Source organism: Neisseria sp. P0013.S005 (assembly GCF_051958425.1).
Taxonomy (GTDB): Bacteria; Pseudomonadota; Gammaproteobacteria; order Burkholderiales; family Neisseriaceae; genus Neisseria; species Neisseria subflava.
The window spans coordinates 155843-169455 of the sequence record NZ_JBQCVL010000005.1; the positions used below are offsets into that span (position 1 = coordinate 155843).

General features: G+C 51.0%; 12 protein-coding genes and 1 pseudogene. 3 read left to right on the forward strand and 10 right to left on the reverse strand.

Annotated elements, in window-relative coordinates:
- Positions 1 to 119: 119 nt before the first annotated feature.
- Both lptG and lptF read right to left on the reverse strand, forming a co-directional pair.
- Complete coding sequence (gene lptG / locus ACTHTA_RS06935) at positions 120 to 1190, reverse strand: LPS export ABC transporter permease LptG (protein ID WP_308888002.1); 1071 nt, start codon at positions 1188 to 1190, stop codon at positions 120 to 122.
- Positions 1187 to 2302 (reverse strand): LPS export ABC transporter permease LptF, encoded by a 1116-nt coding sequence (gene lptF, locus ACTHTA_RS06940; RefSeq protein ID WP_440375737.1) that lies wholly within the window; start codon positions 2300 to 2302, stop codon positions 1187 to 1189. Before lptF ends, lptG begins: the two co-directional genes overlap by 4 nt.
- A gap of 158 nt (positions 2303 to 2460) precedes the next feature.
- Between lptF and ACTHTA_RS06945 the strand changes: the two genes are divergently transcribed.
- The 3 genes and pseudogenes from ACTHTA_RS06945 (at position 2461) to znuD (ending at position 6961) form a co-directional block, all read left to right on the forward strand.
- The gene (locus tag ACTHTA_RS06945; RefSeq protein ID WP_308888001.1) at positions 2461 to 3870 is read left to right on the forward strand and encodes a leucyl aminopeptidase; all 1410 of its coding nucleotides are present in this window, start codon (positions 2461 to 2463) and stop codon (positions 3868 to 3870) included.
- Between the two features lie 100 nt (positions 3871 to 3970).
- Entirely contained in the window at positions 3971 to 4453 is a 483-nt protein-coding gene (locus ACTHTA_RS06950; protein ID WP_440364228.1) for a cupin domain-containing protein, read from the forward strand.
- A 219-nt stretch (positions 4454 to 4672) separates the two neighbouring features.
- Positions 4673 to 6961, forward strand: a pseudogene (gene znuD, locus ACTHTA_RS06955) (TonB-dependent zinc receptor ZnuD).
- Positions 6962 to 7045: 84 nt separating this feature from the next.
- Here the strand turns inward: znuD and ACTHTA_RS06960 are convergent.
- From ACTHTA_RS06960 to lpdA, 8 genes are all read right to left on the reverse strand, one after another.
- Complete coding sequence (locus ACTHTA_RS06960) at positions 7046 to 7858, reverse strand: phosphatidylserine decarboxylase (protein ID WP_308888000.1); 813 nt, start codon at positions 7856 to 7858, stop codon at positions 7046 to 7048.
- Between the two features lie 226 nt (positions 7859 to 8084).
- A complete protein-coding gene (locus ACTHTA_RS06965) occupies positions 8085 to 8351 on the reverse strand; it encodes a hypothetical protein (RefSeq protein ID WP_308887998.1) in 267 nt (88 codons plus the stop codon).
- Complete coding sequence (locus ACTHTA_RS06970) at positions 8332 to 8739, reverse strand: phage holin family protein (protein WP_308887997.1); 408 nt, start codon at positions 8737 to 8739, stop codon at positions 8332 to 8334. The genes ACTHTA_RS06965 and ACTHTA_RS06970 overlap by 20 nt, the downstream gene beginning before the upstream one ends.
- A gap of 109 nt (positions 8740 to 8848) precedes the next feature.
- Positions 8849 to 9283, reverse strand: coding sequence for a DUF883 family protein (locus ACTHTA_RS06975; protein ID WP_003686098.1), 435 nt, complete (start codon positions 9281 to 9283; stop codon positions 8849 to 8851).
- Between the two features lie 192 nt (positions 9284 to 9475).
- Positions 9476 to 10366, reverse strand: coding sequence for a succinate--CoA ligase subunit alpha (gene sucD / locus ACTHTA_RS06980; RefSeq protein ID WP_002221113.1), 891 nt, complete (start codon positions 10364 to 10366; stop codon positions 9476 to 9478).
- A 10-nt stretch (positions 10367 to 10376) separates the two neighbouring features.
- Positions 10377 to 11543, reverse strand: coding sequence for an ADP-forming succinate--CoA ligase subunit beta (gene sucC, locus ACTHTA_RS06985; RefSeq protein ID WP_049330956.1), 1167 nt, complete (start codon positions 11541 to 11543; stop codon positions 10377 to 10379).
- A gap of 71 nt (positions 11544 to 11614) precedes the next feature.
- A complete protein-coding gene (locus ACTHTA_RS06990) occupies positions 11615 to 11902 on the reverse strand; it encodes a hypothetical protein (protein ID WP_004519272.1) in 288 nt (95 codons plus the stop codon).
- 124 nt (positions 11903 to 12026) lie between these two features.
- The gene (gene lpdA / locus ACTHTA_RS06995; RefSeq protein ID WP_308887991.1) at positions 12027 to 13460 is read right to left on the reverse strand and encodes a dihydrolipoyl dehydrogenase; all 1434 of its coding nucleotides are present in this window, start codon (positions 13458 to 13460) and stop codon (positions 12027 to 12029) included.
- Between the last annotated feature and the right edge of the window lie 153 nt (positions 13461 to 13613).

Sequence of the window (13613 nt, forward strand, 5' to 3'; positions counted from 1 at the left end):
TTTCAATAGCCGCATTGATTTGGAAAGGTATTATTTTACTTTAGCATTTTGTTTTTTGCACACAAAATACTCAGGCCGTCTGAAGATTGCCTTTCAGACGGCCTGAAGTTTATTTTGCCTTATCTTTTTTCCTGACGACGTATCAGATACACCGCCAACAGCGCAAACAAAACCGTCGGCAAGGCACCGGCCAAAAACGGCGGCACGCCGTACAACTGGCTGGTAAAGCCGAAGAGCCGTCCGGCAAAGTGGAACAGCAAACCAAGGCAGATACCGCCGAAAAGTTTCAAGCCCATATTGCCGTGGCGTGTGGTTTGCGGGGTAAAGGCAAAGGCAACAAGCGCCATCACCCATGCGGCAACGGGATACACCAGCTTGCGCCACCATGCGATGGCATAGACTTGGGTATTTTGGTTGTTTTTTTCCAGATGGTCGATGTAGGTGGTCAATTCACCAACAGACATTTGATCGGGCTTGACGAGCAATACATCCATCAGGTTGCGTTTGACGGAAATCGGCCAGTTTTCTTCAGCGGTAGTAGAAACCTCGACTTTATCTTCGCCCAATATACTGCGGCGGATATTTTTCAGCTGCCAACTACCGTCGGAATTCAAAACGGCTGATTCGGCTTCCGCCGCTTGGGTCAATTCGTTTTTATCGTTGCGTTCCCAAATTTTGATGCCCAAAAGCGTATGGTCGGGCAGCATTTCGCGCACGTTGATAATGCTGTTTTTTTCTTTCAGCCAAAGTCCGGTATTGCCGGTACTGATTTTGCCGTTGATGGCGGCGGCTTTGATGTTTTCGGCTTTTTGGCTCAACGTGGGGGCAACCCATTCGCCAAGAGCGACGGTGGCAATGGCGAAAATCAAACCGAACTGCGACAGAATCAACAGCAGCTTTTTGGTGCTCATGCCACTGGCTTTGATAACGGTCAGCTCGCTGCCGGAAGCCAGTTGGCTGAGGGAAATCAGGCCGCCGATCAAAACAGCAAGCGGCATCAGTTCATATGCGCGCGCAGGCATCTGCATTAAAACATACTGCCCCAATTTTGCGCCGTTATAGCTGCCCTTTCCAAGATCGCCGACTTCGTTGATGATTTCAAAAAAGCTGTACAAAGCGAGGAAGGCAAGGAGGGCGTAAACCGCCATAACCGCCATTTGACGGATGATGTAACGTGAAATCAGGTTCATTTTCCGCCTTTCAATGTCAGACTTTTGGCAACCGCCTGCCAGAAGGGTTGGCTAGGCATACTGCGCACGCGCAGCAGGACGACGGCAATCACAAACATGATGATGTGCATAGGCAGCAGTCCGATCCAGAAATGGATTTTGCCGTCTTCCACAGCATTGCGCAGAAAGGTCAGCCCGTTTTGGTAAACCAAAAACAAACCGATGGCAATCAGGATATTGTAGGTATGGCCGCTGCGAGGATTGAAATAGGAAAGCGGCACAGCAAGCAGGCACAACAGCAAAACGCTGACGGTCAAGGAAATACGCCACATCAATTCCGCCTGGTGTTGGGGATTGCTGCTGCCAATCAGTTGGGCGGTCGGAATGGTACGGCGGTGTGAAACAGGGTCGATGAGTTTGGGCGTAGTGCTGATAATCAGGCTGAGGTATTGGAAAGAAACGCGGTTGTAATCGGCTTTGCCGGGCGTACCGCTGTAACGGTAGCCGTCGCGCAATTCAAGCGTGCGTTTGTTGTCGGTCAGCGAAAAATTGCCCTCTTTGGCAAAAACGATGTTGTCGTTGCCGTTTTTGTCCTGCTCGCGCAGGAACAGGTTTTTCATGATACCTGATTCGGTATCGAAGGTTTCGACAAAATAAACCCTGCCGTTGCGCTTGCCCAAGTTATTGAACTCGCCGGCTTCCACCAAAGACAATTCCTGCTTCTGCTTCAAGATTTCGGCATATTCGCGGCTGCGCAACTCTGCCCACGGCATCACCCAAAGCTGCATGACGGCAATCAAAATGGCAAACGGCACGGCAAACTGCATGACCGGGCGTATCCATTGTTTCAATGCCAATCCGCAAGAAAGCCAGACCGACATCTCGCTATCGCGCCAGTAGCGGGTCAATACGGTCAACGTACTGATAAATGCGGTCAACACCAGCAAAAGCGGGGTCATGCCGATTACCCAGAAGCCGACTAAGGCCAACACGGCATCGATGGCGACACGACCGTCGGCTGCGCGGCCAAGCAGGTTGATGGCCTGCGTCGACACCAATACCGCCAAGAGGACGACAAAGATGCCGACGGCGGTAAAGGAAAGTTCTTTAATAAAGTTTCTTTGGTAAATCATAAGATTGAGCGTGGTATACGGTTTATGGGAAACCTATATTTATTAATAAGGCTTCAGACGGCATGACACAAATGGAGTACAATGATTTTCATCTGTTCGGACGGTTGGTCAACATGCCGTCTGAACAACCGACAACCGTTCCAATCAGGAGAATAAACGTGAAATTTAGCACAAAAGCCGAAACTTTGCAGGCTCAACAGGCAGGTGCGCAATTATTTGTCTGCGCCGAAGCATCTCAACTGAGCAACCCGACTGCCCTCGCCCTCTTCGCCTCCCTTGAAGAAGGTCAAAATTTCGCCGACACCAAAATCCCGACGGACAACGGTTTGCAAGCCATTGCCGTCGCCCGCCTCGCTAAAACCGACCGCGCCGCATTGAACAAAGCCGCAGCCGAAGCCGCCAAATGGGCGCAAAATCAAGAAACGGTCAATGTGGACGTTCATGCTTTCGATGAAGCGCAAACAGCAGCCGTTGCCGAAGCGTTTGCGATAGAGTTCGGCAATGCCGCCTACCGTTTCGACCGCTACAAAAAAGAAACCAAACCGGCCAAATTTGCAGAAGCCGTGTTCCACAGTGCACACGAAGCCGCCGTCAAAGAAGCCCTGCGCATTGCCGAAGCGCAGGTTTACGGACAAAGCCTCTGCCGCGACTTGGGCAATGCCGCGCCTAACGAATGCACGCCTGAATTCCTCGCGCGTACAGCCAAAGCCGAAGCCGAAAAATTGGGCGCACACGCTAAAATCATTGAAAAAGACTACATCAAAGAAAACATGGGTTCATTCTGGTCTGTCGCTAAAGGCAGCGTTGAGGATCCATATTTGGTCGAACTGAGCTATTTCGGTGCGGCCGACAAAAAAGCAGCGCCTGTGGTATTGGTCGGCAAAGGCATTACCTTCGACACCGGCGGCATTTCCCTCAAACCCGGCCTGAACATGGACGAAATGAAGTTCGACATGTGCGGCGCGGCAACCGTCATCAGCACCTTCTGCGCCGCCGTCAAACTGCAACTGCCGATCAACCTGATTGCCATCGTCGCCACTTGTGAAAACATGCCTTCCGGCGCGGCCAACAAACCGGGCGATGTCGTAAAAAGCATGAAAGGCTTGACCATCGAAGTGTTGAACACCGATGCCGAAGGCCGTCTGATTTTGTGCGACGCGCTCACTTACGCCGAGCAGTTTAAGCCCAAAGCCGTCATCGACGTCGCCACCCTGACCGGCGCGTGCATTATCGCCCTGGGTCATGACGTCAGCGGCGTGATGGGCAACAACCAAGATTTAGTCGACAGCCTGCTGGCCGCTTCCCGCAACGTGGACGACAAAGCATGGCAACTGCCGCTCTTTGAAACCTACAAAGACCAGCTCAAATCCAACTTTGCCGACATTCCAAACATCGGCACGCCGGGTGCAGGCACGATTACCGCCGCAACATTCTTGTCTTACTTTACCGAAGACTATCCATGGGCACACCTTGACATCGCAGGTACCGCATGGAAATCCGGCGGTGAAAAAGGCGCAACCGGCCGCCCTGTTCCTTTATTGTTGAACTATCTGCGCAATGTGAAATAAATCTTGGGGGAAGCCTGCGGGATTAATCGTTTCAACCCCGCAGGCCGTCTGAAAACGGAATCCGCATTATCTGACTCAACCTGACAAACGGAGAACCACCATGAAACCACTATTTGCCGCATTATCTGTCGCCCTTCTGCTCGGCACATCCATAAGCGCGCAAGCTGCCGAACAAACCACCCCCACCGACCGCAGCATCCAAGTGTACAAAAAAGCCGACTTAGCAGAATGGAACCGCGAAAACGCTGCCAGAGGCCAAGGCCCTCTGCTCGGCAGCTTTGCCTTCACGCGCCATCAAACCGCCGACCAAGACGCATTCAAAGAAATCGGTTGGCTCACATTACCGCCGGGCGCTTCCATCGGCCAACACAAACATACCGGCAATGAAGACGTTTATATCATCGTATCCGGCAAAGGCCTGTTTACCGACAGCGAAGGCAAACAAACCGAAGTCGGCGCCGGCGACATTACCATCGCCCGCCCCGGCCAGTCCCACGCGTTGAAAAATATCGGCAAAAAGCCGTTAGTCTTCCTTGATCTGATTGCAGAGACCGCTGGCGCTAAAGCCGCCGAAACCAAGTAATGCTTTCAATGAAAGCAAACCATCTGCCATGACTTTCTGCCTTACCCAAACCAGGCAGCAGAGAGATTGTTCCGTTTTCATTTAAACCTACATACAAGCTAAAGGCCGTCTGAAAACCACGCTTCGTTTTCAGACGGCCTTTTTTTCTCAAAAATCTTATCATATAAATGATGCAATGTTATATAATAACAGCCTTTCGAAATATGATGAGAAACTAAAATGACACAAACCACACTCAAGCCCATTGTTTTATCTATTCTTTTAATCAGCACTCCCATCCTCTCCCAAGCGCATGAAACCGAGCAGTCTGTTGACTTGGACGAGGTTACCGTCGTCGGTAAAAGCCGTCCGCGCGCCACTTCGGGTCTGTTGCACACTTCGACCGCCTCCGACAAAATCATCTCCGGCGATACCTTGCGCCAAAAAGCCGTCAACTTGGGTGATGCTTTAGACGGCGTACCGGGCATTCATGCCTCGCAATACGGCGGCGGCGCATCCGCTCCCGTTATTCGCGGTCAAACAGGCAGACGGATTAAAGTATTGAACCATCACGGCGAAACGGGCGACATGGCGGACTTCTCGCCCGACCATGCCTTGATGGTGGACAGCGCCTTGTCGCAACAAGTCGAAATCCTGCGCGGTCCGGTTACACTCTTGTACAGCTCGGGCAATGTAGCCGGTTTGGTCGATGTTGCCGATGGCAAAATCCCCGAAAAAATGCCTGAAAACGGCGTATCGGGCGAAGCCGGATTGCGTTTGAGCAGCGGCAATTTGGAAAAACTGACGTCCGCAGGCATCAATATCGGTTTGGGCAACAACTTCGTGCTGCATACCGAAGGCTTGTACCGCAAATCGGGCGATTACGCCGTACCGCGCTATCAAAAAGAAGAAGGCCGTCTGAAACGACTGCCCGACAGCCATGCCGATTCAAAAACAGGCAGCATCGGCCTGTCTTGGATTGGGGATAAAGGTTTCCTCGGCGTGGCGTACAGCGACCGTCGCGACCGCTACGGCCTGCCTGCCCACAGCCATCTCTACGACGACTGCCACGCCGACATCATCTGGCAGAAAAGTTTGATTAACAAACGCTATTTGCAGCTTTATCCGCACCTCTTGACCGAAGAAGACGTCGATTACGACAATCCGGGTTTGAGCTGCGGTTTCCACGACGATGATAATGCACACACCCATGTCCACAACGGCAAACCGTGGATAGACCTGCGCAACAAACGCTACGAACTCCGCGCCGAATGGAAGCAACCGTTCCCCGGTTTTGAAGCCCTGCGCGTACACCTGAACCGCAATGACTACCACCACGACGAAAAAGCAGGCGATGCAGTAGAAAACTTCTTCAACAATAAAACACACAACGCCCGTATCGAGTTACGCCACCAACCCATAGGCCGTCCGAAAGGCAGCTGGGGCGTGCAATATTTAGGACAAAAATCCAGCGCGCTTTCCGCCATTCCCGAAACCGTCCAACAACCGATGTTGATTGACAACAATGTGCGCCATTACAGCTTTTTCGGTGTAGAACAGGCAAACTGGGACAACTTCACGCTTGAAGGCGGCGTACGCGTGGAAAAACAAAAAGCCTCCATCCAGTACGACAAAGCATTGATTGATCGGGAAAACTACTACAACCAACCCCTGCCCGACCTCGGCGCGCACCGCCAAACCGCCCGATCGTTCGCACTTTCGGGCAACTGGTATTTCACGCCACACCACAAACTCAGCCTGACCGCCTCACATCAGGAACGCCTGCCGTCAACGCAAGAGCTGTACGCGCACGGCAAACACGTCGCCACCAACACCTTTGAAGTCGGCAACAAACACCTCAACAAAGAGCGTTCCAACAATATCGAACTCGCACTGGGCTACGAAGGCGACCGCTAGCAATACAATCTGGCACTCTACCGCAACCGCTTCGGCAACTACATTTACGCCCAAACCTTAAACGACGGACGCGGCCCTAAATCCATCGAAGACGACAGCGAAATGAAACTCGTGCGCTACAACCAATCCGGAGCCGACTTCTACGGCACAGAAGGCGAAATCTACTTCAAACCGACACCGCGCTACCGCATCGGCGTTTCCGGCGACTATGTACGAGGCCGTCTGAAAAACCTACCGTCCCTGCCCGGCAGGGAAGATGCCTACGGCAACCGTCCTTTCATCGCACAGGAAGACCAAAACGCCCCTCGCGTTCCGGCTGCGCGCCTTGGCGTCCACCTGAAAGCCTCGCTGACCGACCGTATTGATGCCAACTTGGACTACTACCGCGTGTTCGCACAAAACAAACTCGCCCGCTACGAAACGCGCACGCCCGGACACCATATGCTCAACCTCGGCGCAAACTACCACCGCAATACGCGCTATGGCGAGTGGAATTGGTACGTCAAAGCCGACAACCTGCTCAACCAATCCGTTTACGCCCACAGCAGCTTCCTCTCTGATACGCCGCAAATGGGCCGCAGCTTTACCGGCGGTGTAAACGTGAAGTTTTAAAATCGGATAGGCAAACAAAAAAGGTTTTCAGACGGCCGTCTGAAAACCTTTTTCTTGTCTTAACCAATCATTTAAAACTGACTATTAATCTTTCAACACATCTTGCACAGCCGCTTGAATTTTAGCCGCCGCTGCTTCGATTTGCTGCTGTTCGGTAGATAGGTTTGCCACTGTGTCAGCCGGAGCCGCTTGAGAAGCTGGCGCAGCTTGTGGAGCTGCGGCTTTAGGCTGAGATTCAGTTTGCGGCGCAGTCAGCGGCAAACGCGCCAATACAGTGCTGACGCCGGTAACTTTATCGCCAATCGCCACTTGAGCCTGCGCATCGACAGGCAGATACATATCCACGCGCGAACCAAAGCGGATAAAGCCATAGCGTTCGCCGCGAGACAGTTTCGCACCTGCTTGGGTGTAGCACAAAATACGGCGCGCCACCAAACCGGCCACTTGAACAAAAGTAATTTCACGACCAGAAGCCGTAGTCGCCAAAACCGCATTACGTTCATTTTCTGTGCTGGCTTTGTCCAAATCCGCATTCACGAATTTGCCTTTGTTATAGACCACTTTCGTTACCGTACAATCGGCAGGCGATTTTTGCGAATGCACGTTGAACACGTTCATAAAAATACTGATTTTCAAAGCATCGACATCACGATACGGATCGCGTGCGCGCTCAACCACCACGATACGGCCGTCAACCGGGCTCAACACCGCTTCAGGATTTAGCGGAATTTCACGCGCAGGATCGCGGAAAAACTGCAGGGCAAATACGGTAAACACCCAAAACGGCAAAGACCACCAGCCGCAGCACATCGATATCAGCAGGCTCAAAGCCAAACCGCCGCCGATAATCGGCCAGCCCTCACGGGCGATAATCGGGTGGGGATACAAACGGTTCATCACTTATCCTTCATTTAATAATTTCAAAATTGCCGCCATTATATCTGAAACTCCAAACATTGAGGCCGTCTGAAATGTTCAGACGGCCGGTGTCTTTTGTAAAAAATACTCAACATAGATAAAGTTTCAGTTTCGGCAACACAATGACGCAGCGTCCTCAACAAGCGGCTCACACGAGCCAATAACACGCCGCAAATATCATTTTGACCTAGCCTCCTACCCTCGATTATCTCGACAAGCCCAGTATGATTGCCAATACCAGCCAAATCCAATGCCGACGGCGCGATGTAGAAAACAAAGCGCGTTGAGACAGCAAACGCGTTTGGCTCAACTGATACGCCACATCTGCGAGCTTAATCAACTGATTGCCCTGTCGTGTTTTGCTTTCTTCCGCTTTACGCAGTTTCAAATTTTCCGCTTCAATCCGCAGCCGCACCAGCTTGGCTTCCAAAAGCAGCAGCTCGCGTGCTTCTTCATATTCCTGTTGCTTCATCGTCCGCACCCTTGTCTATCTCACCGCGCAAATACGCAATATCCGATCGAATATCCTGCAAGGTTTCAGCCACGCGACTGCCCTGTTCCCGATAATCTGCCGACACTTTGCGGAACAATACGGCAATAATCAGCAGGCTCACAAAGAAAATGCCGAAAAACACCCACAAAGCCGCGACATCCGTCAGCACGCGGTTCAAACCGAACAGCAAACCGACCAAGCCCACCATCAACAGCGCGCCGGACAATACCAACCAAATCGCCAAACGGAACACATTCTCCGCCTGACGCGTCAAATCCAAGCTCAATACCTGCAAACGCAGCAGCAGCAAATCCGCGCCCTGATTCAACAAAGCCTTGCCATGTTCAAAACGCTGGCGAATTCCCATCTTAACTATCCTTTTTTCAGGAAAACATAAGGCTAAGGCCGTCTGCACAGCGCAATGAAATCCATGATTTCATGTGCACGCCTGTTCAGACGGCCTTAACATATTCGCATTAACGGCGGTTCAACAACACACCGACAACCAAACCGGCCAATGCGGCAAAACCCATCGCATAGTATGGTTTTTCATGCACCACTTCATCAGCGTGTTTGGCACCGCGTTTCAAACGCGCACCTGCATCGGCTTCAAATTCGGCAAAACGCTCTTTGCCTTCTTTCAAACGCTCCTGAGCCGCTTCTTCAAACTGCTCGTATTTTTCACGCGCACGCTCGGCATGATGGCGCAAACGCTCGCCGGCTTCTTCTTCAAAACGGCTCAAACGCTCTTTGGCCACAGCCAATTTTTCTTCCAATTTGGCTCGGGCTTTGCTGCCCTCTTCCGAACCGGCTTCCACACCATTGCGGTACAACTCTTCCACATCATCCATCACTTCTCGGATGTCTTTCAGCAAAGCCTCGCGACGTGCTTCAAAATCGTGTTTTTTCATGCTTTTCTCCTTGATATAGGTTGATATGGTTACAGACTATTTATCTGTTAATAAATTATAACCGTTTATTCCGAAATAAACGTTAATTTAAATAAAATTAAGTCCTTATTCTGAAAATAACGAAATGGAATTTAAAAAAGGCCGTCTGAAAACTTCAGACGGCCTTTTCAATTCAGCTTAAAGACTTAAGTCTTATGCCAAACCTTTTGCTTTCAACACTTCCAGCATGGTAGTACCCAGCTCGGCAGGGCTGCGGGTGTAAGCGATACCGGCTTTTTCGAAAGCGGCGAATTTTTCTTCGGCAGTACCTTTACCGCCGGAAATAATCGCACCGGCGTGGCCCATACGTTTGCCTTTAGGAGCGGTAACACCAGCAATGTAACCTACAACAGGTTTGGTTACGTTGGATTGGATGTATTCGGCTGCTTCTTCTTCCGCAGTACCGCCGATTTCACCGATCATGATGATGGCGTCGGTATCCGGGTCTTCTTGGAAGAGTTTCAGTGCGTCGATTTGGTTCATACCAGGAATCGGGTCGCCGCCGATACCGATACAGGTTGATTGACCCAAGCCCAGTTTGGTGGTCTGTGCCACGGCTTCGTAAGTCAATGTACCGGAACGGGAAATAATACCGATGCGGCCCGGAGTGTGGATGTGACCCGGCATAATACCGATTTTGCACTCACCCGGAGTAATCACGCCCGGGCAGTTAGGGCCGACCAAACGGGTACCGTTGCCGTTGGTTTCCAAGTAACGTTTGGCTTTGAGCATGTCCAAAGTAGGCACGCCTTCGGTAATCACAACGACCAAGCCTACGCCTGAATCAACGGCTTCAACGATAGAATCCAAAACAAACGGAGCTGGAACGTAAATTACAGATGCGTCCGCGCCGGTTTCTTTAACGGCTTCTTTCATGGTGTTGAATACAGGCAGGTTCAGGTGGGTTTGACCGCCTTTGCCTGGGGTAACGCCGCCGACAACCTTAGTGCCGTAAGCCAGAGCTTGTTCGGAGTGGAAAGTACCGTTTTTACCGGTGAAACCTTGAACCAATACTTTGGTGTCTTTATTAATCAATACGCTCATTCTTTTCTCCTTAGGCGTTTACGGCTGCAACAATTTTTTCGGCTGCGTCATTCAGGCCGTCTGCAGACGTCAGTTTCAGACCTGATTCGTTCAGGATTTTCGCGCCGAGTTCGGCGTTGTTACCTTCCAAACGAACAACAACAGGAACGTTGACGTTGATTTCTTTAACGGCTGCCACGATGGCTTCCGCAATCATGTCGCAACGTACGATACCGCCGAAGATGTTGATCAATACGCCTTTAACGGATTTGTCTTCCAAAATCAGTTTGAACGCTTCAACCACGCGGTCTTTGGTTGCACCGCCACCAACGTCCAAGAAGTTGGCAGGTTGGCCACCTTTCAGTTTGATGATGTCCATAGTAGCCATCGCCAAACCTGCACCATTAACCATACAGCCGATGTTGCCTTCTAGGGCAACATAGTTCAGGTCGAATTCGGAAGCTTTCAGCTCACGTTCGTTTTCTTGAGATTTGTCGCGCAAAGCGGCAATTTTCGGCAGGCGGTAGAGCGCGTTGCTGTCGATACCGATTTTGCCGTCCACACAGGCCAAGTCGCCGTTTTCACGGACTGCCAATGGGTTTACTTCAAACAGTGCGAAGTCGTTTTCGATAAACGCTTTGTACGCACCGGTCATCAGTTTGACGAACTCGTTGATTTGTTTGTCTTTCAAGCCCAGTTGGAAGGCAACTTCGCGAGCTTGGCAAGGTTGCAGGCCAACCAGCGGATCAACGGTTACTTTGAAGATTTTTTCTGGAGTTTCGGCAGCAACTTTTTCGATTTCCACGCCACCTTCGGTAGAAGCCATGAATGTAACGCGGCGGGTAGAACGGTCAACCACTGCGCCCAAGTACAGCTCAGTTTGAACCGGATACATATCTTCGCAAACCAAAACGCTGTTGACAGGTTGGCCGTTGGCATCGGTTTGGTAAGTTACCAAGTTGGTGCCAATCAGGCTTTCAGCCACTTCTTTAGCTTCTTCGCGGCTTTTAACGACTTTTACGCCGCCCGCTTTACCGCGGCCGCCGGCGTGTACTTGTGCTTTGACAACAGCGAATTTGCCGCCCAATTTGTCGTAAGCTGCAGCGGCTTCTTCGCCGTTGTGTGCCAAAATACCGCCTTGTACGGGCAAACCGTAGCTAGCCAGCAGTTCTTTAGCCTGATACTCGTGTAAATTCATGGATTTCTCCTTAAGGTGAGTGGGTTTTAGGAATTGCCCTGCGGCCAATCCCATATTTTCAGACGGCCCTACTATTTACTGAAGGGCAACCACATCCGCGCCAGCAGATACATGGTTGCACCGCCTCCTCCGAGAATAAAAAAGACGATGCCTTTTTTACGCGAATTCGGGCAGAGCAGATAAACGGCAAGGCTGAAACTGATAAACAACAATGCCACGCGCCAAACCAATTCTTTATCTTTGAAACGGTTGAGCGTATAAGTTTCGGTCATCATCACATACATCTGCCACAATGCGGCCATACACATGCTGATAATGCCCATCGGTATAAAGAAAATACCGACTATTTCTTTGTTCATAACGAATGTAAATGCTGTTTGTTTACCTGACGGAATTATAAATCAGAAAACGAAGCTCTCGGAACATTCAATTTGTCGAAGGCCTTAAGGCCGTCTGAAAAATTTCAGACGGCCTTAATGTCTATCAACCGTGCAAAGCGCGTTTGTCGGCCGCCAATGCGGCTTCATGCACCACTTCGGACAAGGTTGGGTGGGCATGGATAATGCGGGCGATGTCTTCGCTGCTGGCAAAGAATTCGAGCGCAGTCACGCCTTCGGTAACCAATTCGCTGACAACCGGGCCAATCATGTGTACACCCAAGATGCGGTCGGTTTTGGCATCTGCCAATACTTTAACCGTACCTTTGGCTTTGCCCATTGCCAATGCGCGACCGTTTGCACCGAAACCTGAAGTACCTTTTTTGTACTCCACGCCTTCGGCTTTGAGCTGTTCTTCGGTTTTACCCACCCAAGCGATTTCAGGGTCGGTGTAAATAACAAACGGTACGTTGTTGAAGTCGATATGCGGTTTTTGACCGGCAATGCGCTCGGCAACGGCAACGCCTTCGTCGCTGGCTTTATGTGCCAACATCGGGCCGCGAACCACGTCACCGATTGCCCATACGTTAGGCAGGTTGGTACGGCATTCGCCATCTACCTTGATAAAGCCGCGCTCGTCTTTTTCCAAGCCTACGGCTTCGGCGTTCAGGCCTTTGGTGTTTGGAATACGGCCGATGGCAACGATCAGTTTGTCGAATACTTCGGTTTTGGCTTCGCCGGCAGCAGTTTCGTAAACAACGGAAACGCCTTTGCCTTCAGATTTGATGTCGCCGATTTTCACACCCAATTCAATGCTCAGGCCTTGCTCTTTGGTGAAGTATTTGAAGGCTTCTTTGGCGATTTGTTGGTCGGCAGCGGCCAGGAAGGTCGGCGCAGCTTCAAGAATGGTAACTTCTGCACCCACGCGGTTCCATACGGAACCCATTTCCAAACCAATCACGCCGGAACCGATCACGCCGAGTTTGGCAGGAACTTCGGTCAGGTTCAACGCGCCTTCGTTGTCCAATACGTTCACGTTGTCGATAGCGACTTGTGGCAGCGGACGCGGTACGGAACCGGTTGCTACGATGACGTGTTTGGCTTCGATAACGGTTTTCTCGCCTTTGTTATCGACTTCGATTTGATAGGCATCGCCATTTTTACCGGCAAAGGAAGCAGTACCGAACAAGCTGGTTACTTTGTTTTTTTGGAACAGGAATTTCACGCCGCCGGTCAGTTTAGTCACGATGGCATCTTTGCGCTCAATCATTTTAGCCGCGTCGAATTTTACGTCGCCGACAGTGATACCGTGTTCTGCAAAATCGTGTTGCGCAGCGTGGAAATGTTCGCTCGATTGCAACAGGGCTTTGGAAGGGATACAACCTACGTTCAAGCAAGTACCGCCCAATGCAGGGGCATTGCCTGCTTTGTTAACGCCTGCATCAACACAAGCGGTTTTGAAACCCAGTTGCGCGGCACGGATGGCGGCAACGTATCCGCCCGGGCCTGCACCAATCACTACTACATCATATTGAGACATCGTGTCATCCTTTGCTTTTGCAGTATCTCAAAATAAAAACGATACTTTTTGTTTCTTTTTTATTTTGAATGACTGCGTTTTGATGGTTTTAAGAAAAGGCCGTCTGAAAGTCCATATCTGCCGATTCATTCGAATCAAATGTTTCAGACGGCC

Excerpts from the sequence above, each read along its gene's own strand:
- lptG (WP_308888002.1), bottom strand. The coding sequence starts at position 1,190 with ATGAACCTGATTTCACGTTACATCATCCGTCAAATGGCGGTTATGGCG.
- ACTHTA_RS06960 (WP_308888000.1), bottom strand. The coding sequence starts at position 7,858 with ATGAACCGTTTGTATCCCCACCCGATTATCGCCCGTGAGGGCTGGCCG.
- ACTHTA_RS06950 (WP_440364228.1), top strand. The coding sequence starts at position 3,971 with ATGAAACCACTATTTGCCGCATTATCTGTCGCCCTTCTGCTCGGCACA.
- sucC (WP_049330956.1), bottom strand. The coding sequence starts at position 11,543 with ATGAATTTACACGAGTATCAGGCTAAAGAACTGCTGGCTAGCTACGGT.
- ACTHTA_RS06990 (WP_004519272.1), bottom strand. The coding sequence starts at position 11,902 with ATGAACAAAGAAATAGTCGGTATTTTCTTTATACCGATGGGCATTATC.
- sucD (WP_002221113.1), bottom strand. The coding sequence starts at position 10,366 with ATGAGCGTATTGATTAATAAAGACACCAAAGTATTGGTTCAAGGTTTC.
- ACTHTA_RS06975 (WP_003686098.1), bottom strand. The coding sequence starts at position 9,283 with ATGAAAAAACACGATTTTGAAGCACGTCGCGAGGCTTTGCTGAAAGAC.
- lpdA (WP_308887991.1), bottom strand. The coding sequence starts at position 13,460 with ATGTCTCAATATGATGTAGTAGTGATTGGTGCAGGCCCGGGCGGATAC.
- ACTHTA_RS06970 (WP_308887997.1), bottom strand. The coding sequence starts at position 8,739 with ATGGGAATTCGCCAGCGTTTTGAACATGGCAAGGCTTTGTTGAATCAG.
- ACTHTA_RS06965 (WP_308887998.1), bottom strand. The coding sequence starts at position 8,351 with ATGAAGCAACAGGAATATGAAGAAGCACGCGAGCTGCTGCTTTTGGAA.
- lptF (WP_440375737.1), bottom strand. The coding sequence starts at position 2,302 with ATGATTTACCAAAGAAACTTTATTAAAGAACTTTCCTTTACCGCCGTC.